The organism is Brachybacterium sp. AOP42-C2-15, assembly GCF_052377065.1.
GTDB lineage: Bacteria > Actinomycetota > Actinomycetes > Actinomycetales > Dermabacteraceae > Brachybacterium.
This window is the reverse complement of record NZ_JBQSWK010000014.1, coordinates 95,812-117,680: the sequence shown is the minus strand read 5'-3', so window position 1 is coordinate 117,680 and position 21,869 is coordinate 95,812. Positions and strand designations below refer to the sequence as shown.

Sequence of the window (21,869 nt, the reverse complement as noted above, 5' to 3'; positions counted from 1 at the left end):
TTCCCACTGCGGCAGCCCCTCCGGCGCCACACCACGACTGGCCGAAGACGACTGCCCGACACCGGGCCCGGCAGGCGGGTCACCGGCAGGGGCATCCTCGCGCGGAGGGATCCCGGCCGGCGGCTCGCCCGCCGCGTCCGCGTCAGCGAACCGGTCCTCCTCGAACTCACCCACCGAAACCCCTCCACCCACACACCAGAAACCCCATGAACCACGTCTGCGATATTCCCCAATACTAATTCCCAAGCCCTGCCTACTGAAGGGTCAGAACGAAATGGGGATGAACCTGTGGATAACCCATAGGTGTGGAGGAACGGTCGTCGGGAAAGATGTCGTGGCACAGTGACGACCCAGGTCAGATCCATGACCGTCGCCCGCCGTGAGGACCGATGAGCTGACCAGCACAGATACGACACTGCGGACCACGCGAATATTTAATGACGCAGCGGAAGGCGCATTTTAGAATGGATGCCGATTTGTCAAGAAGCGCCAACGAAATGTGGATAACTCGCTCTGGGGAGGGCCCGTGCGTTGCCGCCAGGCCCATCGGCACTGCGAGATATGTCCGGCACCTGAACATTTCAGGCATCTGGACATTCCAGGTCTCTCGACATACCAAGCGTCGGGATGTGCCAAACATCGGGATTAGTCAGGCATACGACCAGTTGTCCGGGCAGATTGGCGGCGGGATGGCAGGGCGTCGAGCCCCAGACGTGGCAAGAGACGTCCGCCGCAGCCCGACAGGGCCCGGCGAGACATGCCGGACCCCCGTCCCGCCAGCTCAGCAGGCGCCCCACCAACTCGGCAGGCAGCCCCGGCCCAGCAGGCACTCCCGGCCCAGCGGGCGCCCCGCCGTCTCGGCAGGCACACCTTCCGTTCCTCCCGCGTACGCACGCACGCCTGCCACTCCAGCTGACCGATCCCGGTCAGCGGCAGCGGCAGCTCACGTCGCCTGCGCGACGCTCCCCACCCGCGCCCTTGCGAGGATCTGCCTGGCCGCGACGTCCGCGCCGGCCAGCAGCGGTGACGCCACGCCAGGGGTCGCGCCGATCGCGGATCCCGGCTGGGTGGACGCAGCGGGGATCCCGAGCACCACCACGGACTCATCCACCGTGCCGTCGGCCGCGACGAGGTTGTGGCCGCCGTGCGCGTCCTCGCAGATCTCGGCGCGGGTGGCCTCCATGCTGTGGGTCTGCACCCCGTCCACCGCATGGACGCGGGCACGGCCCGAATCGAGCAGGGCGCGCAGCAGCGGATCGCTGGTCTGCGGGATCCTCCCCTTGGACATCCTGGTCTCCAGCAGCACCGAAGAGGTGACCACGCGGCCGGTGATCGGTGAGGCGGCGCGGAAGAGCCCGGCGGTCTCGTCGGCCTCGATCACCAGCTCGGGACCGATCAGCTCCACCACCCCGGCTTCGATCAGCGCGAGCACGAGGCGAACCCGCTCGGCGGGCGGTCCGGAGGCCAGGGCGAGGGAGTCCCCGTCGAACCAGCCCAGCACATCACGGGCGAGAGATTCGCCGGTGAAGACGCCGTGCCTGGTGAGGCGGCCGATGCTGCGACGCAGCGACCCCATGGCGCCGTTGACCGCGGCACGCGGGTGCCGCCAGGGATCGGACATCGAGCCCAGCTCGTCGGCGATCAGCCGACGCACCAGCTGCGACCAGCCCTTCTCCCCGACCGGTTCACCGTGGGTGGGGCGGTGCAGCTCGTCGAGGGTCCAGGCCCACCGCGGATCTGGGACCGCCCCCGAGAGCACGGCATCGACCTCGTCCTGGGTGTCGGCGACGTCCAGGCCCGGGAGCCACTCCCCGGCCACTGCGTCGGGAGCGACCTCGGTGAGGGCGTCGAGGTAGACATGGGCGAACTCCCGGGCGAGCACCGGCCAGACCTCGCTGCGGAAGTCCACGTCGGATCGCGTCGTCAGTGCATCGAACCACTCCGCGCTCGCCCATCGCGGCACGAAGGGACGCACCGAGCGGCCGCCGTCGGGCTTGGATCGGTAGGGGACGCCGCGCCGCGACCCGACCACCAGCTGCGGTTCGAGCCCGCTGGGATGGTAGCGAAGGCGTCCGCGGGCATCGCCGTCCACCAGGGTGAACTCGCCGCCCCATTCGGCGGCGAGCTGCCCGATCACGTCGAAGAAGTTCGCTCCCAGGCCCCGCACCAGCACGGGCTCGCCCGCCGGCAGACCGGTGTACGTGCGTTCGGCGGGCATGCCGGGCTCGACGTAGCGCAGCGCGAAGCGATCGGCGAAGTCGACCAGAGCGGTGACATCGTGGCTGCGCTGCGACTGGACCATGCCCTGGGCGAGCACCACGGTGGGCGCGGCCAGTCGGCGTCCGTCACGGAGGACCACGACGGTCTCCTCCCCCAGCTGCTCGAGGTCGACCGCGAGGCCCACCACCTCGGTCACCTCGACCGCGCCGGTGGCGATCGCGGCGTCGAGCTGGTCGCGGAAGTACACGCCCTGCAGGCGCCGGGTCGGGAAGGTCGCCCCGGTGAGCTCTGAGGCCTCGGTGAGAACCCACTCCCCCGCCGGATGGCCGCCTTCGGCGCGGACGCGGCGGGCCCAGTCCACCAGGTCAGGCCCGGGTGCGGCGGGCCCGCTCATCCGGGTGGAGTCGTCGGGATGGACCGTCGTGGCGTCGGCCTGGGTGTTGTTCAGGTACTGGGCGGGCTGGTCGATCAGCCAGGTCGCTCCGGGGCCGACGGCCATCGCGTCGACGACTGCGAGGCGCGCGGGCCCGGCGCCGGAGGTGGCGACGCGGGCTGCCGTGCGCAGCACGGTGGCCACTCCGCGTGGCCCGCCGCCGACGATCACCGCATCGAAGCGGTCCGGCAGGGCGGTGCTCATCGGAGGGCGGCGGGGACCAGGTCCGGGCGCACCGCGTCCTCAGGGTCCTCGGCGTTCTCGACGTCCGGTTCGTCGAGTCGGCTGCCGGTGCGGGTGAATCCGGCCGCGTCGACCCGGGGGCGCACCTCGACGGCGTCATCCCGCTCGGACACCTCGACGTCGACCTCGTAGACGGAACGCAGGATCGGGCCCTGCAGTGCCTGCGCCGGTGCACCGTCGGCGACCAGATGGCCGCCGTGCAGAACGATCACCTGATCGCAGTAGCGCGCGGCGTGGTTGAGGTCGTGGATCGCGATCAGGGCGCTGATGCCCTCCTCGCGGGTGATCCGACGCACCAGCTGCAGAGTCTCGATCTGATAGCGCAGGTCCAGGGCAGAGGTCGGCTCATCGAGCAGCAGCACGCGGGGATCCTGGGCAAGGGCACGAGCGATCATCGCGCGCTGAGCCTGCCCGCCGGAGAGCTCGGACATCGACTGCTCGGCGATGTCGCTCAGGCCCATCCGCACGATCGCGTCCTCGACCTTCGCCCGGTCCGCGACGCCGGGGGCGATCCCGAAGTGCGGGGTGCGGCCCAGCATCACAGCCTCGCGCACGGTGAGATCGAAGGGGGCATCGCCCGCCTGCGGCACATAGGCCACGAGCCGGGCGAGCTCGCGGCGACCGAGGCTCGCGATGTCGCAACCTTCCACGGCGATGCGGCCGGTCTTCGCGCGGTGCACCCCGGCGAGAGCCTTGACCATCGTGGACTTGCCGGAGCCGTTGGGGCCCAGCAGGGCGCAGAACGTCCCGGCGGAGACGTCGAAGGAGATGTCCTCGAGGATCCTGCGGGTGCCGTAGGAGAAGGACAGGTCGGTGACGGAGAGACTCACTTCAGGGTGTTCCTTCGCGTGAGGATGAGATAGATGAACACGGGGCCGCCGATGAAGGCCACCACGATACCGACGGGCACGACCGCCGGCGCGATGACGGTGCGGCCCACCGCGTCGGCGACCAGCAGCAGCAGCCCGCCGGAGAGAGCGGCGAAGGGCAGCAGGTGGCGGTGGTCGGCACCGATCGCGAGACGCGCGATATGCGGGCCGACGAGGCCCACGAAGCCGATGATCCCGCAGAAGGAGACCACCACCGCAGCGAGCACGACCGACAGCGCGATCAGTCCGATCCGCACCGGGCCGACGTTGACGCCGAAGCTGCGAGCGGCATCGTCCCCCGCGAAGGCGATCGCGTTGAGATCCCGGGAGAAGAACAGCGTCACCGGAATCGCGATCACGGTGAACGTGCCGACGATCAGCACGTCGTTCCAGGTGGCGTCGTTCACCGAGCCGAAGGTCCAGCGGATGATGGCCTGCAGGGTGTTCTCGTTCGCGGTGAACTGCAGGGCCGAGGTGAGCGCTTCGAAGATCTGGGTCATCGCGATGCCGAGCAGCAGCAGGGTGGCCACGGCCATCCGGCGGGCGGTGGCGATGCCGAGCACGACGGCGGAGACCGTCAGCGCCATGATCATCGCACCGGCGATCGTCGCCCACACCGGCAACTGGTTGGTGCCGGCCAGGGTGATGACCAGCGCCGCGCCGAAGGCCGCGGCCGGGGAGACGCCGAGGGTGAACGGGCTGACCAGCGGGTTCCGCAGCAGTCTCTGCATGAGCACGCCGGAGACCGACAGCGCGGCCCCCGCGGCGAAGGCGAGCAGCACCCGCGGCAGCCGCAGCTGGGTGATGACGGCATAGGTGGAGGCGAAGTCGGCGCTGATGGTGCCGCCGACGATGCTCACCTGGAGCGAGCGGAGCACATCGCCGAAGCCCACCCCGGCGGTGCCGATGGTGACCGCGGCGATCAGGGCGAGAACGGAGACCACCACGCCGACGGCGAGGACGAGCGACTTGCGCAGCTCCCTGCCTCGCGCGGGATCCGTCGGCGCCGGGGCGGGTGCGGGCACCTGCGGGGGCTGCTTCTGCAGCGTCGCGGTCATGCCTGCGGTCCCTGCACATAGGCGGCCGGGTCGGTCAGTTCGGTGTCCTGGAACTCGGTCACCCAGCGGGTGAGGTAGTCATCGGGCACGACGCCGTCCATCTCCTCGGGATGCAGCCAGGCGCCGAGGTAGAGCGCGCCGATCGACTTCCCCAGCGCGCTGGTCGCCCAGCCGTTGGCGATCGCGACGCGTCCCTCGGCGATCGCGCTCAGTCCCGCCCAGCCGGGACGGCCGGCGAGGTCCTCGCGCAGCGCGTCGAAGCGGTCGACGGGTTCGGCAGAGGGCTCGAACTCGTGCATCACGAACTGCGGGTCCCGCAGCACAACCTCGGTGGGATCGACCGTCAGCTCCTCCTGGGCGTCGCCCCCGGAGGCGTCATCGAAGATGTTGGAGCCGCCGGCCGCTTCGATCATGGCGTGGAAGCCGGAGCCGGGCAGGGTGGTCAGGTACGGCTCGACCGTCTCGAAGTACACCGGGACCGGCTCCACGTCCGTCAGACGCTCCTCCAGGATGCCCGCGATCTCGGCACGGAAGTCGAGGACCGCCTGGGCGCCCTCCTCGAGCCCGAAGACCTGACCGAGCAGGGCGAGGGTCTCGTCGACCACCTCGGTGTCCCAGGCGGTGGCGATGAGGACGGGGATGTCGAAGGCGGAGAGCTGCTCGAGCGCCTCCTGCCAGACGGCGTTGCGCGGGAGGATCACGACGTCGGGCCGGAGCTCGGCGATGGCCTCGTAGTTGAGCTGGTCCAGCCCCTCGGCGATCACCTGGTCCTCGGCGAGCTCGAGATAGGGCAGGCGGTCCAGGGAGGCGCGGTCCACGCCGACGACGCGATCGCCGGCACCGATGGCCCGGACGAACTCGTTGGAATAGCTGTTGACGACGACGGCGGTCTGCGCGGGGCCGGGCAGGACCACCTCGCGGTCCTGGTCGTCGACGACGGTGAGCTGCTCGGAGGCGTCGGACTGTCCCTCGACGGTGACCTCGCCGCAGGCGGCGAGGCCGAGGACGGGCAGGGAGACGAGAGCGGTGCCGAGGAGGGTGCGGCGACGGAGGGAGGCGGTGGTCATGGGTCCTTCTTCAGTGTGTCAGGCGGAGACGGGGAGTGCGGAGTCGACCAGCGAGGGATCGCCGAGGCTGAGCATGAGGCGGTTCGCCCAGGCGAAGAAGCCGGCGGCGGTGACCAGGTCGGTGATCTCCGCATCGCTCAGGCCCAGCTCGCGCAGATCGCTGATCCGCGGGGCGCCCAGGGTGGGGCGGGGGCGGGACAGCTCGGCGGCCGCGTCGATGATCGCGCTCCAGCGGTCGTCCTGGCCGTCGGCCAGCGGGGAGAGCTGCGCAGCGATCCAGTCGCCGTCGCGCTCGAGGGCGACAGCGAGCAGGGCGTCGACATCCTCCTCGCGCTTGGAGAAGCCGGCGGCCTTCCGCGCATGCACGGAGGCGCAGTAGATGCAGTCGTTGACCTTGCTGGTCACGGCGGCGGCGAGTTCGCGCTCGGCCTTGGGCAGTCCGTCGCGGGGAAGGAAGATCGCGTTGTCGAGCTCGCTGCGAGCTCGCGTGATGCCGGGGGTCAGGGAGAGCATCCGGAAGTAGACGCTGTTCACGCTCGCCTTGGAGGCGAAGGAGTCGCGCTGCTCGTCCGTCAGCTCGTCCTCGGCGGGCACCTCGATCCACGGCTCCCACTGGAGCTGGTCGCGGGTGAACGCCGCGGGGCGGGTGCGTCCGGTGGGGGTGGTGCCGCCATGCTGCGCGGCGCGGCCGCGGGAGCGCGGGGTGCGCGTCGGGGCGTCGGCGGTCGGCAGGTCGAGTCCGTGCAGCGCGGCGAGGCCGGCGACCAATCGCTGGAGGTAGCTCTCGAAGGCGACCAGCTGGCTGATCAGCACCACGGTGCGGGAATCGTGGCCGACGGCCGTGAGCTGCTGCTGGTCGGCGAGGGTGGCGAGCGCCGGGGAGATCGAGAGCAGATCCACCTGGTCGCGCAGCGCGGCGAGCGCAGGATCGCTGGAGAGCGGGTCGGCGGCGGTCAGCTCCGGGGAGGCGCCCTGGGTCCGGTGCCAGTCCGCGAGCACGCCGCTGCCCTGCCAGTCCGCGGTGACTGCGGCCAGCGCGTGCAGCACGGAAGCGGGGAGCGCCTGCGGTGCGCGGTAGAGCGCGTCATACGCGCTGCGGGTCTGGGCGAGGACCTCCGGGCGCACGGTCACGAGCGCCCCGCTCGCCTCGGGGGCTCCGGTGAGGACCGCGTCGAGGATCTGGTGGGCGTCGAAGGACTGCTGCGCATCGGACATGCGCTCATCTTATGCGCTACCCAAGCACCCCTAAGGATTGGAGTCGTGTGGAAGCAGTCACGCCTCCTCGAATGCTGAGGACACCCGACCCTCGCACCTCACCCGTGCCGCCCGTCCCGTCCGAGGTCGCGCGGTATCCTCGCCGTGAGCTCGTGCGCCATGTGCACGGCGATCAAGGAGGACCATGGCGCCCACGATGAAGGAGGTCGCGGCTCGAGCAGGCGTGTCGACGAAGACCGTCTCCCGCGTCGTGAATCACCATCCGAGCATCAGCGATGCGGTCCGCGAACGGGTCCGTCGGGCGATCGAGGAGCTCGACTGGACGCCCAATGCGCATGCGCGCTCCCTGCGCACCGGTCGTACGGGGCTGATCGGCCTGTCCCTGGTGGATCTCAAGGCACCGATCACGGCGCGTCTGGCCCAGGCATTGGTCATCGAGGCCGAGCGGCAGGGGCTGCGCGTCTCCATCGAGCCCTCCCGCGGGCGGAGCGAACGCATCGCGCAGACGTTCGCCTCCCGGGGCGCCCTCTTCGACGCGGTGGTCCATATCGGTCCGCTCCCCCGGGGCTGCGAGCCCCCAGCATTCACCCCGGAGCGTCCGGTCGTCGGCCTGTGCACGGCGTCGGATCCTGAGGATCCCGCCGTGCTGGACTCGATCGACAGCGATGATGCGGGCGCAGCATCAGCCCTCACCCGGCACCTGCAGCGGATCCATCATCATGACGTGGTGCTGCTGGGCCGCGAGGCGGAGCTGCCCGACACCTTCCTCGACGAGCTCGCCCGTTCCTTTCCCGACGCGCCCGTGCTCCGCCCCGAGGCCCGTCCCGGATCTCGCTCCACCCACGTCGCCGATCGCGCGGCCGGTCGGGCGCTGGCAGCACTCGCCCTGGAGCGGCATCCCTGGGCCCGGGCACTGGTCTGCGCCGATGACGAGCTCGCGATCGGCGCTCTGTCGCTGCTGCATGACAGGGCGCTCGAGGTCCCAGCCCAGGTCGCTCTGACCGGTTACGGCAACATCGACGACGGACGGTTCTCCACCCCCTCCCTGACCACTGTCGACCTCGACCTGCCCGAGATCGCCCGACGCGCCATCGAGCTGATCTCCCGGCGCACCGCCGGGGATCGCAGCGCGCCGCAGCGTGCCGTGGTGCCGACCACCCTGCTCCGTGCGGAGTCGACCCTCGGGGCCAGCCATGTCGAGCACTGGGGGTCGAGATGACGCAGGTGACCCTCGCCGATGTCGCCGCGGCCGCGGGGGTCTCCACGGCGACCGTCTCCCATGTGCTGCGTGCACCGGAGCGCACCGACGGGACGATCCGGGTCTCCGCGAGGACTCGGGAGACGGTGCATCGCGTTGCGCGCGAGCTGGGTTATGTGCCCTCGGCCGCAGGGCGCGGACTGGCACTGGGCACGGCCGAGCGCATCGCGATCATGGTGCCCAATCTGGTCCAGCCGTACTTCGCGAGGATGGCCGAGGCGCTGATCCTCGCACTCGAGGAGCGCGGCCTGAGCACCACCCTGCGGCTCGCCCTCGATGCCGCGGCGGAACGGGATGCAGTGCTGGGCCGCACCACCCAGGATGTCGCCGGCGTGATCATCTGCCCGCATTTCCTCTCCGGGGAGCTTCTCGCCGGCGCAGCCCCCGCGCTGCCGACGGTCCAGGTGGGAGGCGCGCCCACCCCGGGGATCGATGCCGTGGTGATGGCAGAGCAGGAAGGGTTCCTCACGGCGACCAGGCATCTGATCGATCGCGGCCGGCGACGGATCGCCTATGTGGCCGACCCCTGGCTGCCCTCCCACGAAGGGCTCCGCTATCTCGGATATCTCGAGGCCCACACGGAGCGTGGCCTCGAGGTCGACGATGCCCTGGCCATCCAGGGCACGGACTGGGACCGCCGCGAGACCGGGCTGGAGGCGATGGTCGGCCTGCTGCGCTCCGGCGCCCCGTTCGATGCGGTCATGTGCATCAATGACGCGGCCGCCGTCGGCGCGATGCGCGCCGCCTCGCTCGCCGGCCTCCGGATCCCGCAGGACGTCGCCTTCACCGGCTTCGACAACACGGAGGAAGCCGCCTTCACCACCCCTCCTCTGACCTCGGTGGACCCGGGGGTGCCGGAGATGGCGCAGCGGGCGGTCGCGATGCTGCTCGCACGGTTGGAGGGCGAGAGCGGTCCGGCCCGGCGCGAAAGCGCACCGCTCGAGCTGATCGTCCGCGCATCCACCGGCGACTGACCCCGCCCTCCGGGGCCCGCGACCCCGAGGAGCGGATACCGACCGGACAGGATCTCTTTTCAACGTTGTGTCTCCTATTGACATCGCTTAATCTCGCGTTCAGGATGGCCTGCATCACATCTCGATGAGGAGTCCTCCGTTGCCTGTCCTTCCCCCGCGCTCCACCCGTCGTCCGGCGCCCGCCCTCCCTCGTGCCGAACGCCATGAGGGGCTCCGCCCGCTGGATCTCTCCGAGGTGGTGCTGCACCCGCGAGGCAGCCTCGGCGCCTGGCAGGAGCTGAACGCCTCCGCCACCATCCCCCACTGCATCGAGCAGCTCGAGAGCTCCGGGGTGATCGACAACTTCCGGCGGCTGGTCGGGGAATCCGGCGCGAAGCATCGCGGCTTCGTCTTCGCCGACTCGGACCTCTACAAGGTCATCGAAGCCGTCGCCTGGGAGATCGGCCGCTCCGGCACCACCGCGCACAACGCCTGGCTCGACGAGATGATCGCGCTGATCGCCCGGACCCAGGAGCCCAGCGGCTACCTGCACACCTGGATCCAGGGCGTGCAGCCGGAGAAGAAGTTCTCGGAGCTGCACTGGACGCACGAGCTGTATGTGCTCGGCCATTGGCTGCAGGCGGGGATCGCGCTGGCCCGCACCACCGAGCGCACCGAGCTGCTCGACCTCGCGGTGCGCTTCGTGGACCTGGTGGACCGTCGCTTCGGGCCCGGCCGCGAGGACGGCATCCCGGGTCACCCCGAGATCGAGACCGCCCTGGTGGAGCTGTACCGCCACACCGGTGAGGAGCGCCATCTGGAACTCGCCCAGCACCTGGTGGATCAGCGCGGACGCGACATCCTCCCCGGCGGGGGCTTCGGCTCCCACTACTTCCAGGACCATCTGCCGGTACGGGAGGCCGTGGATCCCACCGGTCACGCAGTGCGTCAGCTGTACCTGAACGCGGGCGTGAGCGACCTCTTCCTCGAGACCGGCGAAGCCGCACTGGGTGAGGTCATGGACGAGCAGTGGGATCGGGTCCACACCCGCAAGATGTACCTCTCGGGGGCCTTCGGGTCGCGTCACCGCGATGAGTCCTTCGGCAACGACCACGAGCTGCCCTCGGACCGTGCCTACGCGGAGACCTGCGCGACCATCGCGGATCTCCACTGGACCTGGCGCATGATGCTCTCCGGCGACGATCCCCGCCACGGAGACGTCATCGAGCGGGAGATCCACAACGCGCTGGCCGCCTCCCTGGACGCGACCGGCACCCGCTTCTTCTACTCGAATCCGCTGCAGCGCAGGCCGGACCGGTTCGACGAGGAGAACGCACCGGCCGAACGACGCCCGTGGTACTCCTGCGCCTGCTGCCCGCCGAACATCGCCCGCACCATCGCCCAGCTCGGAGCCTATGTCGCCGCCTGGCGCTCAGGGGACGCGGGGCCGAGCCTCGAGTTGCTCCAGCTCACTGACATGTCCATCACCCTCCCTGCCGAGCTGGGTACCGGCACCCTCCACGTGGAGACCGACTATCCCGCCTCCGGCGTCCTCGGCCTGCGCCTGTCGCCGCTGACCGCCGCCGCTGGCGCGCGCCTCGGGGTGCGGATCCCGGGCTGGGTGCGCAGCGGCTCGGTCTCCTCGGCCGACGGGGTTCAGCGCCCTCTGCGCGACGAGGAGCTCTCGGCCCAGCGACTCGAGCTCGCCCTCGAGGACGTCGACGGCATGACGCTCACCCTGGATATGCCCCCGCGCTGGACGACCTCGCACCCCCGCGTGGATGCCACCCGTGGATGCGTGGCTCTCGAGCGAGGACCGATCGTCCACTGCCTCGAGCAGGTCGATCTGCCGAACGGGATCGGGGTCGATGACCTCGTCGTCCCCGCCGAGGCGACGGCGAGCGCGAGGGATGACGGGAGCCTCGAGATCTCGCTGCTGCACCGGCCCGACGGCGGGGAGCTCTACCGCTCCGCCGACGGCGCGCACCTGCCCCGCCCCGGCGAGAAGCAGATCACCGTCGCCACGACGCCCTTCTCCCGCTGGGGCAATCGCGGGTCCGGCGCCATGCGCATCTGGCTCCCGCGCGAGCACTGAACCCCTCCGTCCCATCCATCCCACCCCACCCCACCCCTTCAGGAGACAAAGATGTCGATCCACCGCCCCACCCCTGCCCGTCGCGGCCCCCGTCGGCGCACCGTCCTCGGCGGGCTCGCCGCCACCGCTGCCGTCGGCAGCACGCTCGGTCTGAGCGCCTGCGGCGGGAATGCCAGCAGCAAGGAGGGTGAGCTGCGGATCCTCGTCGTCAAGCACGCCCTGACCAAGCCCATGGCCGAGATGGGCTGGACCGCCGCCCTCGAGGAAGCCGCCGGGATGCCGATCGTGTGGGAGGAGGTCTCCGCGGACTGGGACCAGAAGAAGTCCACGATGCTCGCCGCCGGCGACATCCCGGATCTGGTCGTCGGCACCCAGGCCATCAACGACACAGATCTCGCCACCTACGGCTCACTCTTCGCGAATCTCGCCGAGTCTCTCGACGCCCTCCCCAATGTGACCGCCATGCTGGAGGAGAAGCCGGAGCTGAAGGCACTGGCCACCCAGCCCACCGGCGAGATCTGGTCGGTACCGGGATACAAGCGGTTCTGGCCGCCCACCGTGCAGCACCAGTACATCAACGCGCAGTGGTTGGACACGCTCGGCCTCGAGATGCCCACCAGCTGGGATGAGCTGTTCGACGTGCTCGTCGCCTTCAAGGAGGGCGATCCGACCGGCACCGGCGCCGAGGTGCTGCCGATGGACTGGAGCCCGGTGGGCACCGGCGGCTTCGGCTACTTCCAGTCGATCCTGCTGCTGGGCAGCATGGGCCTTCCCCTCGCCGGCGGCGGTGGCCAGGGCTACTACCTGCAGGACGGTGTGGTCGGCAACTTCCTCACGGATGATCGCTACCGCGAGGTGGTCACCTTCCTCGCCCGCTGCCAGGAAGCCGGACTGCTCTCCAGCGAGGTGATGACCCAGGACTACTCCGCGTATCAGTCGGTGGCCCGTGGCCCCGGTGATGGCGTGGCGAGCGTCGGCTTCACCTGGGGCTGGACCCGCTCGGACAGGTTCGGACCCGAGATCTACGAGCAGTACGAGGCGATCGGGGTGCTCGAGCACGCGGCAGGCCAGTCCGAACCGGTCACCTGGAGCTTCGACCAGTACGGCGAGAATTTCCCGGGCAACCAGGTGGCGCTCTCCGCGAACTCCAAGAACAAGGATGCCGCGCTCAAGGTCATCGACACCTTCTACGACCAGGAGATCTCGATCCAGGTCCTGTTCGGGGACATCGGCCCGAACATCGAGAAGACCGGTGAGAACTCCTACAAGGTGCTGCCTGCGGCTGATGGCACGGACCCGTCGACCTGGAAGTGGACCTCGACCCTCGCCGACAACGGGCCCCTGTGGATCCGGGACACGATCGAGGTCGAGCTGCCCACCGACCTCCAGGAAGCGGTGGACGAGTCCGTGCCGCTGCAGCCTGCGATCGACAACATGGATCTCGAGGCCGACGTCTACCCGGGCCTGTTCATCAAGATGAGCAAGGAGGACCTCAATGCCATGAGCTTGGTGGACACCACGCTGATGAACACCGCGATGACCCGATTCGCCGAGTGGGTCACCTCAGGCGGCATCGACGAGGGCTGGGACGAGTACGTGGCCACGATCGAGGAGACCGGCGTGGCCGAGAACATCGCGACGCGGCAGAAGTACTACGACGACTACATGAAGTCCACGTCGTGAGCGCCCGGACCACCATGGATGCGGTGTCGGAGTCGGCCGGCCCGCGCAGGCAGCGGCCCGACGGCGCCCCGTCCTCCGCGGAAAGAAAGTCCCGAGCGCGCTCGAAGGTGCGTCGCCACCTGGGCCGGTACTGGCAGTTGTGGGTGATGCTGGCGCCCGCGCTGGGGTTCCTCATCGTGTTCGCCTATGTGCCGATGTACGGGATCCAGCTGGCATTCCGTGAATTCGACTTCGCCAAGGGGCTCACCGGTGGAGAGTGGGTGGGGCTGAAGTACTTCATCCAGTTCTTCGAGAGCCCGCTGTTCGGTGACCTCATGCGCAACACGGTCATGATCAGCTTGGCCACGCTGGTGCTGGGCTTCCTCACGCCGATCGCGCTGGCGCTGGTGATCAACCAGATCCTCCACTCGCGGCTGAGAAGGATCGTGCAGACGGTGACCTACCTGCCGCACTTCATCTCGATCGTGGTGATCGTGGGGATGCTGCAGGTGTTCCTCTCCCCCAGCACCGGCCTGATCACCCGCTTCCTCGCCTTCTTCGGCCTGGAGGACGTCAACTTCCTCGGGAGCACCAGCGCCTTCGTCCCCGTGTACGTGCTCTCGGACATCTGGCAGCACACCGGCTGGAACAGCATCATCTATCTCGCGGCGCTGGCCGGGGTGAACACCCAGCTGTACGAGGCGGCACGCATCGACGGCGCCTCACGGCTGCAGATCATCCGCAATGTCGACATCCCGGCCCTGGTGCCCACGATGATCATCCTGCTGATCCTGAACATGGGCGGTGTGCTGAACACCGGCTTCGAGAAGGTGTTCCTGATGCAGAACACGCTGAACCTCCCGGTCTCGGAGGTCATCGCGACCTACACCTACAAGATCGGCATCCTCTCCAGCCAGTTCAGCTACTCCACGGCGATCGGGCTGTTCAACACCATCATCAACTTCGCGTTCCTGGTGATCGCCAACCAGATCTCCAAGCGCGCCTCCGACACGAGCCTGTGGTGAGGGGCCCCATGACCACCGAGACGACTGAGACGACTGAACGCGCTGCCGCCCGCAGCTCCCCGCGCCGTCTGGGCCGGCGCCTGACGGGCAATGACATGGTCTTCACCGTCGTGATCGCCCTGATCTGCGCGACGGTCCTGTTCGCGACGCTCTACCCGCTGTACTTCGTCATGATCGCCTCCATCAGCGATCCGACGGCAGTGGCAACCGGGAGGGTCTCCTTCCTGCCCAAGAACATCAGCTTCTTCGGGTACCAGCAGATCTTCGAGGACACACGGATCTGGGTCGGCTACCGCAACACACTGGTCTACAGCGTGGTCGGCACAGCGCTGAACCTGGTGGTGACCCTCCCTGCGGCCTATGCGCTCTCGCGGCGTGAGTTCCGGCCCCGGCGCCCGCTCATGCTGATCTTCGCCTTCACCATGTTCTTCAACGGCGGCCTGATCCCCACCTACCTGCTGTACCGGGACCTGGGCCTGCTGGACAACTGGCTGGTGTTCATCCTCCCCTCGGCCCTGAACGTGTTCAACCTGATCATCGCGCGGGCCTTCTTCGAGAATTCCCTGCCCGAGGAGCTCTTCGAGGCCGCCATGATCGACGGCGTGGACTACTTCCGCTTCTTCACCACCATTGCGCTGCCGCTGTCCAAAGCACTGATCTCCCTGATCGGCCTGTACTACCTGGTGCAGCACTGGAACGACTTCTTCACCGGGCTGATCTTCGTGCGGGACTACGACAAACAGCCGCTCCAGATCGTGCTGCGAGACATCCTGCTGTCCAACCAGGCCTTCTCCGGGGGCGCCGGGGGCGCTGGCGGCTCCGGCGGCGCCTACGGGCAGCGCTACGCGGATCAGATCAAGTACGGGGTCATCATCGTCTCTACGCTGCCCGTCATCATCCTGTACCCCTTCCTGCAGAAGTACTTCGAGAAGGGCGTGCTGATCGGGTCGGTGAAGGGATGAGCATCGCGACACCGGCGCGACCGGGGAGGCTGATGCCTCAGCTGGTGCGCTGGCACCTGGTGCTCGGGGAGCTGGCGCTGCGGCTGTTCCTGCTGCAGCTGCTGTGGGTGCTCGGCGCTCTGGCAGGCGCCGTGGTGTTCGGCGCGCTGCCCGCGACGGCAGCGCTGTGCACCGTGCTGCGGGAGGACCGGCTCGAGCAGATCGCCGAGGAGACCGGTGAGCGCCCTCGCGCCCGGCCCGGGCTCTGGACCGAGTTCTGGGGTGCCTGGCGCACGGAGTTCTGGCGGGCCCACCGCCTGGGCGGGGCGCTGCTGCTGGGATGGCTGCTGCTCGCCCTGGACCGCGCGGTGCTGACCGGCGTCGCACTGGGGTCCATCGCTCCGCTGGTGAGCGGGCTGGTGGTGGTGCTGACGGTGGTGCTGGTGCTGCTGAGCTCCGTGGTGTGGCCGCTGGCCGCCCATTTCACCGATCCGGTCGGTCGCCTGCTGCGGATGGGTCTGGTGCTGCTGGTGCGGCGGCCGACGGTCGCACTGCTCACCGCCATCGTGCTCGCCGCCACGATCTGGGTGGCTCAGACTGTTCCCGGCCTGGTGCCGGTGTTCGGCATCGTCCTGCCGGCGTGGGCGGTGACGACGTTGATGTGGCGGTCCGGTGCGATGCCGCTCAGCGCTTGATCAGCCGTCGAGCCAGCGCGGCTCCACCAGTGTGATCCGTGGCCCGGCACCCTCGATCTCGAGCAGGCGCACCAGCTCCCCGACGGCGAGCTCGCTGATCTCCACCCGGCGGGGGTCGATCTGCGGGACCGCGACGAGGAGCGGGCTGATGTCTGCCAGGTCCTCGCCGCTGAGGCCGATGAGCAGGCGGGTCTCGTCCACCAGTGCGCCGGTGGCGGCCATCGCGAACAGCACCTGCCGCACCCCGGTGATGCCGAACAGGGCGGTGCGCTGGTTGGGGAGGGTGATCCGCAGCGCCCGGTCCGGCACGTTGGCGAGCTCTCCGGCGTCGAGCACCACGTCCAGCTCCTCCTCCTCGGCTGCGGCTTCGATCCCGGTGAGGAAGCGGGAGACGTCATTGCGGGAGCGCCGGCGGCCCGGCGCGCCGAACAGCAGCAGCCGATCACAGCTCTCCTCGACGGCCCGCTCCACGACCATGTGACCGAGCATCTCGAAGTCGAGGTCCACGACGGATCCCTGGGGGAACTCCTCGGGCTTGCCGATCGTCACGAAGGGCAGCCCGGACTCGATCACCGGGGCGACGCGTTCGTCGTATCGGTCCAGCTCCATCAGGATCAGGCCCTCGCACACCCCGGTGCGGACCACCCGGCGGATACCTGCCGCGCCTTCCTGCGCGGTGACCAGCAGGATGTCGTAGCCGTGCAGGCGGGCCTCGCGGGCGATCGCACCGATGAAGACCATCAGCACGCCGTCATCGGCCCCGGTCTCGGGGACCATCAGGCCGATCACGCCGCTGCGCCGCGAGCGCAGGGTGCGGGCGCCGGAGTTGGGGTGATATCCGAGCTTGGCGATCGCCTCCTCGACCCGGGCGCGGGTCTCCTCGGAGATCGGCCGGGAGCCGGTGAGCACGTAGCTCACGGTGGATTGAGAGACCCCGGCCAGCCGAGCGACGTCCTGGCTCGTCGGCGCCTTCTTCCTCGCCGCCATCTTCCTCACCGCCATGCCAGGTCCCCTTCCCCGGCTGTGCTCACCCGATGCTCAGCCCTGAGGTTCCAGTGTTCCACGAGAGCAGTGCTGAGCTGCGCCCGTCGGCGGAGTCCAGGGCACGCGCTGCGGCGAGCGCCTCCTCGAGGAGGTCCGCGAGCTGCACCCGCGTCCCGGTGTCTGCGGCGTGCACGGCCGCCTCGACGATCGCCTGGGTCCACACGTTCGCATGGACCTCGGAGTCCGGCACCGGGCCGCCCCGCAGCGCCGCGCAGAATCGATCGAGTGAGTCTGCCAGCTCCCAGCGCGCGTCCGGGTCCGGCGCGCGGCCGAGGACAGCCTCTGCCGCCTCTGCCCCGGCCGCGTGGGAGGCCGGCGGCGTCTCGCCGTCCCAGAGCACGCTCCCCAGCTCGCAGCTGATCCGCCAGTCGCCGTTCCAGCTGGTCTCGGCGCCCGGTGCGGCCCAGGAACCGGCGAAGGTGTGCACCGCGCCGCTGTCATAGGTGATGGTGACCGTCGCGGCAGTATCTCCGGCGTACCAGCTCCAGGAGGGGTTGTAGGAAGCGGCGGTGACGGCGACCGGATTGCCGTCGATCAGCACCCGCCCGGCGTCGAAGGCGTGGATGGCCATGTCCACGATCAGCGGATGCTCCATCTCATCGCGGAAGCCGCCGAAGCGGGGAGCCTTGTAGAAGCGGGTGTCCACGATGCCCGCGCCGCCGAGCTCGTCGGCCAGTCGCCGTGCCTCGTGCAGGTTCGGGTTGTTGCGCCGCGACTGGGAGACCATGAACAGTCTCCCGGTGGCCTCCGCATGGCCGGCCAGGGAGACGGCCTCGGCGAGGGTCGCTGCGCAGGGCTTCTCCCCCAGCACCGGGAATCCGGCGTGCAGGGCATCGGCGGTGACGGCGTGGTGAGCGGCGGGGATCGTCACGTCGATGACCGCCTCCGCCCCGGAGCGCCGTGCGACGTCGAGGGCATCCGTCCCGGTGACGAGTCCGGCCCGCTGCTCCTCTGGGACGACCTCGGCGATCGCGCGCTCGGCGGCGCCCTCGAGCACGTCGGCCACCCCGACCAGCCGGGCGGCGTCGCTGCGCAGCACGGTGCCGATCCAGGCCCGTCCCATGCCGCCGGCTCCGATCACGACGACCGGGACGGGAGCGGCGTCCGTCGCGCTCATTCGCCCTTCCCCGCAGCCGCTGCGTCGCCCACGCCCTGGCCGACGGCGCCGGTGGTGAACCACTCGGTCTCGTACCGGTCCAGGAAGGGCGCCTCGCGGTCGGTGACGGCGGGCCTCGCCCACCGCACGCTGTTGGCGATGACGCGCCGGACATCCTGATGCTGGTAGACGGGGTAGTCCTGATCCCCGGGGCTGAAGTAGAAGATCTTGCCCTTGCCGCGCCGGAACGTGCAGCCGGAGCGGAACACCTCTCCCCCGCTGAAGGAGGAGACGAAGACCAGCTCGTCGGGGACCGGGATGTCGAAGTGCTCCCCGTACATCTCCTGCTCCGGGATGACGATCGGGTGCGGCACGCCCTCGGCGATCGGGTGCGAGGGGTTCACGGTCCACACCAGCTCACGGTCGGCCTCATTGCGCCAGCGCAGCGTGCAGGTGGTGCCCATCAGCCGGATGAACGGCTTGGACCAGTGGCCGGAGTGCAGGACCACGAGGCCCATGCCGGCCAGCACATGCTTCTGCACCCGCTCGGCGACCTCGTCGGAGACCTCGTGGTGGGCCATGTGGCCCCACCAGGTGAGGACATCGGTCTGGGCGAGGACCTCTTCGCTGAGCCCATGCTCGGGATCATCCAGGAGGGCGAACCGAGTGGTCACCTCGTCGCCGAGGTTCTCGACGATCCCGTCGCGGATCGCGGAGTGCATCCCCTCGGGATAGAGCTCGCGCACGCGCGGGTCGCGCTGCTCGTGGCGGTTCTCGCCCCAGACGGTGACGCGCAGGGGGCTGGTATTCATGGGCATGGGTGTCCTTGGGTGGGGTGAGGGGAGTCGTGGGTCATCCCGTGACAGCTCCGACGGTGAGGTCTGACTTCGTCGTCTCATATCTGAGAAGACTCATCGATTCGAATCAACTATGAGCGGAACGTCGGGTGCCCGAAATCATGTCCGACGTTCGCAGGCCATGCAAGCCCCATGGCGCATCACCGCCGGCAGCTCTCCTGAACGACTGTCGATTCGTATCCCGTCCGAATCGCGCCGGAAGTGCGACTCTGCTCCGATCGACTCCCGCGCGCTCCCGGAGCCACATCGAGGCGCCCCCGCATCTTCGCAGCGGGACGGTGCTAGCGTGCCGGGGTGACCGTTCCGGATGTTCGTCCCAGCTCCCCGTCCGCCGCTGCCGCGATCGGCTTCGATCGCGAGAAGTACATCGAGCTGCAGTCGCGGCACATCCAGCAGCGCCGCGAGGAGATCGGCGGAAAGCTGTACCTGGAGATGGGCGGCAAGCTCTTCGATGACCACCACGCCGCGAGAGTGCTGCCAGGCTTCACGCCGGACAACAAGATCGCGATGCTGCATCGGCTGAAGGATGAGCTGGAGATCCTGGTGTGCCTGAACGCCAAGGACCTCGAGCGGCAGAAGGTCCGCGCAGATCTGGGCATCTCCTACGAGGACGACATGCTGCGCCTCATCGATGTGTTCCGTGAGCATGGCTTCCTGGTGGAGAACGTGGTGCTCACCCAGCTGGAGGACTCCAACCACGTCGCGCATGCCTTCATCGAGCGGCTGCAGCGGCTGGGCCTGAACGTCGCCCGGCACACCGTGATCCCCGGCTACCCGCAGGACACCGAGCGGATCGTCTCCGCGCAGGGCCTCGGGGCGAACGAGTACTCGCACACCACCCGGGACCTGATCGTGGTGACGGCGCCGGGGCCGGGCTCCGGCAAGCTCGCCACCTGCCTCTCGCAGATCTACCACGACCATCAGCGCGGGATCAGCTCCGGATATGCGAAGTTCGAGACCTTCCCGATCTGGAACCTGCCGCTCGAGCACCCGGTGAACCTCGCCTATGAGTCAGCGACGGCAGATCTGGACGATCTGAACCTCATCGACCCCTTCCACCTCGCGACCTACGGCAAGCAGGTCACCAGCTACAACCGGGACGTCGAGGTGTTCCCGCTGCTGCGCACACTGCTGGACCGGCTCACGGGCGAATCCCCCTATGCCTCCCCCACCGACATGGGGGTGAACCTCGCCGGCGACTGCATCGTGGATGACGCGGTGTGCCGCGAGGCGTCGCGCCAGGAGATCATCCGCCGCTATTACAAGGCGCTCATGCATGAGCGGATCAACGACGAGGAAGACGTCGTCTCCCAGCGGATCGGGATGATCATGTCCAAGGCGGGCTGCTCGCTCAGCGACCGCGCCGTGGTGGAGCCCGCCCTCGCGGTCGAGGCCCGCACCGGAGAGCCGGGCGCCGCGATCCAGCTGGCCGACGGCACGATCGTCGCCGGCAAGACCTCCCCCCTGCTGGGCTGCTCGGCGGCGATGCTGCTGAACGCGCTCAAGCACCTGGCCGGGCTCGAGGACTCCGTGCAGCTGCTCTCCCCCTCCTCGATCGAGCCGATCCAGACTCTGAAGACGGAGCATCTGGGCTCCCGGAACCCCCGCCTGCACACCGACGAGGTGCTGATCGCGCTATCGGTCTCGGCATCCACCGATGAGAACGCGCGTCGGGCGATCGACCAGCTGCGCAGCCTGGCAGGCTGCGATGTGCACACCACCACGATCCTCGGCACCGTCGACGAGGACATCTTCCGCAACCTCGGGATCTCGGTGACCTCCGAGCCGAGATTCCTGCACAAGGCGCTCTACCACAAGCGCTGAGCCGGCTGAGTGCTCAGGCCGGCGTCATGACCTCGAGGCGGTTACCGAAGGGGTCCCGGGCGTGGAAGCGGAGGAATCCGTCGAAGGTGTCGCGCTCAGCCCAGGAGACCTCGCAGCCGATCCCCTCGATGCCGGCCGCCATCGCCTCGAGCTCGGACAGGTCGTCCACCACCAGTGCCGGGTGCGCCTTCCGTGCCGGGATGAAGGGGTGGTCGATGCCGAGGTGGATCTCGGCGACCACCTGTTCGCCGTCGAAGGCGCGGAACCAGCAGCCACCGCGTCCGGCGAGCGCGGCGGGCTTGTCCACCTCGGTGAGGCCGACCGCCTCTGCGTAGAAGCGTCGTGCAGCGGCCTCCGAGCCTCGGGGCATCGAGACCTGAACGTGGTGCAGCTTCACAGCATCTCCTAGGTTATCTTGACTTCAAGATAACATGGCCGAGACCGTCCCTGCCGCACCCCCGTGCGATCGCCTCGCAGCGCCCGCCCAGCGCATGGAGATCGACGGCGATCTGGCTCTCCAGCTCGGCCCGGAACTGCTCCGCATCCGGACCTGTCCACTCCAGCGTCGAGGCCGAGGTGAGCAGCTCCTGCGTGAGATCGCCGATCCGCGTGCCGGCCCCTTTCACGATCTCGGCGGAGGAGAGGAGCTGGTCGGTGTCCGCCCCGTATCCGGCACCGGTGCGGGATACGGTGAACGCTAGATCACCCCGTCGCGACCCGCCATGGGGAGAAGGACCCATCCACCAGGAGAAGCCATGCAGCGTCCCCTCGCCCTCCGCACGGGCAAGGCCCTGGCGCTGCTCGCGGTGGTGGTGCCACTGGCCGCCTGCGGCATCGGCACCACCACTCTGCCTGCCTCCGAGGCCGTCACGCACTACGAGAGCCTCGTGGGAGCGCTCGGTGACGCGCTCGGTGACGACGGCGCCACCTGGCAGCAGGCACCGGAGACCCGAAAGGTCGCGGGCGAGAACGGGGCCTGCCTCTTCACGCCGGGCACCTGGGACCCCGAGGCCCCGTTGCCGGCTCCGGACGGCGACGACGGCTGGACCGACCGCATCACGAGCGTGAACGCCGTGGTGGAGGGCTACGGGTTCGCGTCGATCGAGGACGTCACCGAGCAGGGCTCGCGGTCCTTGCTGGAGACTGCCGACGAGCATGGTGCAACGCTGCTGATCACCGCTGAGGGCCAGATCCGGATCCAGCAGGCCGCGGTGGATGCCGCACCCTGCTCTCCGAAGTCCCTCGGGATCGGCTGACCCGCGCCTGCGGGGCCGCTCGAGCAGCCGGGTGAAGGTCCTCGCGCTCGCTCACGCG

Annotated in this window: 19 protein-coding genes; 9 read left to right on the top strand and 10 right to left on the bottom strand. The window is 69.3% G+C overall.

Features of this window, described 5'->3' with window-relative positions:
- Nucleotides 1-943: 943 nt before the first annotated feature.
- From ACT3SQ_RS09980 to ACT3SQ_RS09960, 5 genes are read right to left on the bottom strand one after another with little or no spacing between them, the layout of a single operon-like run.
- Nucleotides 944-2,857, bottom strand: a complete 1,914-nt coding sequence (locus ACT3SQ_RS09980) for an FAD/NAD(P)-binding protein (RefSeq protein WP_444592349.1) — start codon at nucleotides 2,855-2,857, stop codon at nucleotides 944-946.
- Entirely contained in the window at nucleotides 2,854-3,726 is an 873-nt protein-coding gene (locus ACT3SQ_RS09975; protein ID WP_441444559.1) for an ABC transporter ATP-binding protein, read from the bottom strand. Before ACT3SQ_RS09975 ends, ACT3SQ_RS09980 begins: the two co-directional genes overlap by 4 nt.
- Nucleotides 3,723-4,823, bottom strand: coding sequence for a FecCD family ABC transporter permease (locus tag ACT3SQ_RS09970; RefSeq protein WP_444592348.1), 1,101 nt, complete (start codon nucleotides 4,821-4,823; stop codon nucleotides 3,723-3,725). The genes ACT3SQ_RS09975 and ACT3SQ_RS09970 overlap by 4 nt, the downstream gene beginning before the upstream one ends.
- Nucleotides 4,820-5,890, bottom strand: coding sequence for an ABC transporter substrate-binding protein (locus ACT3SQ_RS09965; RefSeq protein ID WP_441444561.1), 1,071 nt, complete (start codon nucleotides 5,888-5,890; stop codon nucleotides 4,820-4,822). Before ACT3SQ_RS09965 ends, ACT3SQ_RS09970 begins: the two co-directional genes overlap by 4 nt.
- Before the next feature lie 18 nt (nucleotides 5,891-5,908).
- A complete protein-coding gene (locus ACT3SQ_RS09960) occupies nucleotides 5,909-7,105 on the bottom strand; it encodes a peroxidase-related enzyme (RefSeq protein ID WP_444601084.1) in 1,197 nt (398 codons plus the stop codon).
- A 184-nt stretch (nucleotides 7,106-7,289) separates the two neighbouring features.
- Here ACT3SQ_RS09960 and ACT3SQ_RS09955 point away from each other — a divergent pair, with 184 nt between their 5' ends.
- The 7 genes from ACT3SQ_RS09955 (at nucleotide 7,290) to ACT3SQ_RS09925 (ending at nucleotide 15,734) form a co-directional block, all read left to right on the top strand.
- Nucleotides 7,290-8,324 carry a LacI family DNA-binding transcriptional regulator gene (locus ACT3SQ_RS09955; RefSeq protein WP_441444563.1) on the top strand — a complete coding sequence of 345 codons (1,035 nt, stop codon included), beginning with the start codon at nucleotides 7,290-7,292 and terminating at the stop codon, nucleotides 8,322-8,324.
- Complete coding sequence (locus tag ACT3SQ_RS09950) at nucleotides 8,321-9,337, top strand: LacI family DNA-binding transcriptional regulator (protein ID WP_441444564.1); 1,017 nt, start codon at nucleotides 8,321-8,323, stop codon at nucleotides 9,335-9,337. Before ACT3SQ_RS09955 ends, ACT3SQ_RS09950 begins: the two co-directional genes overlap by 4 nt.
- A 139-nt stretch (nucleotides 9,338-9,476) precedes the next feature.
- Nucleotides 9,477-11,411: a glycoside hydrolase family 127 protein gene (locus ACT3SQ_RS09945; protein ID WP_442332340.1), complete on the top strand. Its 1,935-nt coding sequence runs from the start codon at nucleotides 9,477-9,479 to the stop codon at nucleotides 11,409-11,411.
- Nucleotides 11,412-11,462: 51 nt separating this feature from the next.
- Complete coding sequence (locus tag ACT3SQ_RS09940; protein ID WP_442332339.1) at nucleotides 11,463-13,094, top strand: ABC transporter substrate-binding protein; 1,632 nt, start codon at nucleotides 11,463-11,465, stop codon at nucleotides 13,092-13,094.
- Complete coding sequence (locus ACT3SQ_RS09935; RefSeq protein ID WP_441444567.1) at nucleotides 13,091-14,098, top strand: ABC transporter permease; 1,008 nt, start codon at nucleotides 13,091-13,093, stop codon at nucleotides 14,096-14,098. The genes ACT3SQ_RS09940 and ACT3SQ_RS09935 overlap by 4 nt, the downstream gene beginning before the upstream one ends.
- Nucleotides 14,099-14,106: 8 nt before the next feature.
- Nucleotides 14,107-15,060 (top strand): carbohydrate ABC transporter permease, encoded by a 954-nt coding sequence (locus ACT3SQ_RS09930; RefSeq protein ID WP_441444568.1) that lies wholly within the window; start codon nucleotides 14,107-14,109, stop codon nucleotides 15,058-15,060.
- Nucleotides 15,057-15,734, top strand: a complete 678-nt coding sequence (locus ACT3SQ_RS09925; RefSeq protein WP_444599425.1) for a YesL family protein — start codon at nucleotides 15,057-15,059, stop codon at nucleotides 15,732-15,734. Before ACT3SQ_RS09930 ends, ACT3SQ_RS09925 begins: the two co-directional genes overlap by 4 nt.
- On the opposite strand, the gene ACT3SQ_RS09920 is transcribed toward ACT3SQ_RS09925, so the two are convergent.
- Genes ACT3SQ_RS09920 through ACT3SQ_RS09910 form a run of 3 tightly spaced genes read right to left on the bottom strand, consistent with a single transcriptional unit; the run spans nucleotide 15,735 to nucleotide 18,692 of the window.
- Nucleotides 15,735-16,736, bottom strand: coding sequence for a LacI family DNA-binding transcriptional regulator (locus ACT3SQ_RS09920; protein WP_442332337.1), 1,002 nt, complete (start codon nucleotides 16,734-16,736; stop codon nucleotides 15,735-15,737).
- A 25-nt stretch (nucleotides 16,737-16,761) separates the two neighbouring features.
- Entirely contained in the window at nucleotides 16,762-17,895 is a 1,134-nt protein-coding gene (locus ACT3SQ_RS09915) for a Gfo/Idh/MocA family protein (protein WP_442332336.1), read from the bottom strand.
- Nucleotides 17,892-18,692 (bottom strand): ThuA domain-containing protein, encoded by an 801-nt coding sequence (locus tag ACT3SQ_RS09910; RefSeq protein ID WP_444592341.1) that lies wholly within the window; start codon nucleotides 18,690-18,692, stop codon nucleotides 17,892-17,894. Before ACT3SQ_RS09910 ends, ACT3SQ_RS09915 begins: the two co-directional genes overlap by 4 nt.
- A gap of 333 nt (nucleotides 18,693-19,025) precedes the next feature.
- Between ACT3SQ_RS09910 and ACT3SQ_RS09905 the strand changes: the two genes are divergently transcribed.
- Nucleotides 19,026-20,555: a DUF1846 domain-containing protein gene (locus ACT3SQ_RS09905; protein ID WP_444601083.1), complete on the top strand. Its 1,530-nt coding sequence runs from the start codon at nucleotides 19,026-19,028 to the stop codon at nucleotides 20,553-20,555.
- Between the two features lie 13 nt (nucleotides 20,556-20,568).
- Here ACT3SQ_RS09905 and ACT3SQ_RS09900 read toward each other — a convergent pair whose 3' ends face one another.
- Together ACT3SQ_RS09900 and ACT3SQ_RS09895 are read right to left on the bottom strand one after the other, a co-directional pair.
- Nucleotides 20,569-20,952: a VOC family protein gene (locus ACT3SQ_RS09900; RefSeq protein WP_345079517.1), complete on the bottom strand. Its 384-nt coding sequence runs from the start codon at nucleotides 20,950-20,952 to the stop codon at nucleotides 20,569-20,571.
- Nucleotides 20,953-20,965: 13 nt separating this feature from the next.
- Nucleotides 20,966-21,295, bottom strand: coding sequence for a hypothetical protein (locus tag ACT3SQ_RS09895; RefSeq protein WP_444601082.1), 330 nt, complete (start codon nucleotides 21,293-21,295; stop codon nucleotides 20,966-20,968).
- A 15-nt stretch (nucleotides 21,296-21,310) separates the two neighbouring features.
- Here ACT3SQ_RS09895 and ACT3SQ_RS09890 point away from each other — a divergent pair, with 15 nt between their 5' ends.
- Nucleotides 21,311-21,811: a hypothetical protein gene (locus ACT3SQ_RS09890; protein WP_442332333.1), complete on the top strand. Its 501-nt coding sequence runs from the start codon at nucleotides 21,311-21,313 to the stop codon at nucleotides 21,809-21,811.
- Nucleotides 21,812-21,869: the final 58 nt, after the last annotated feature.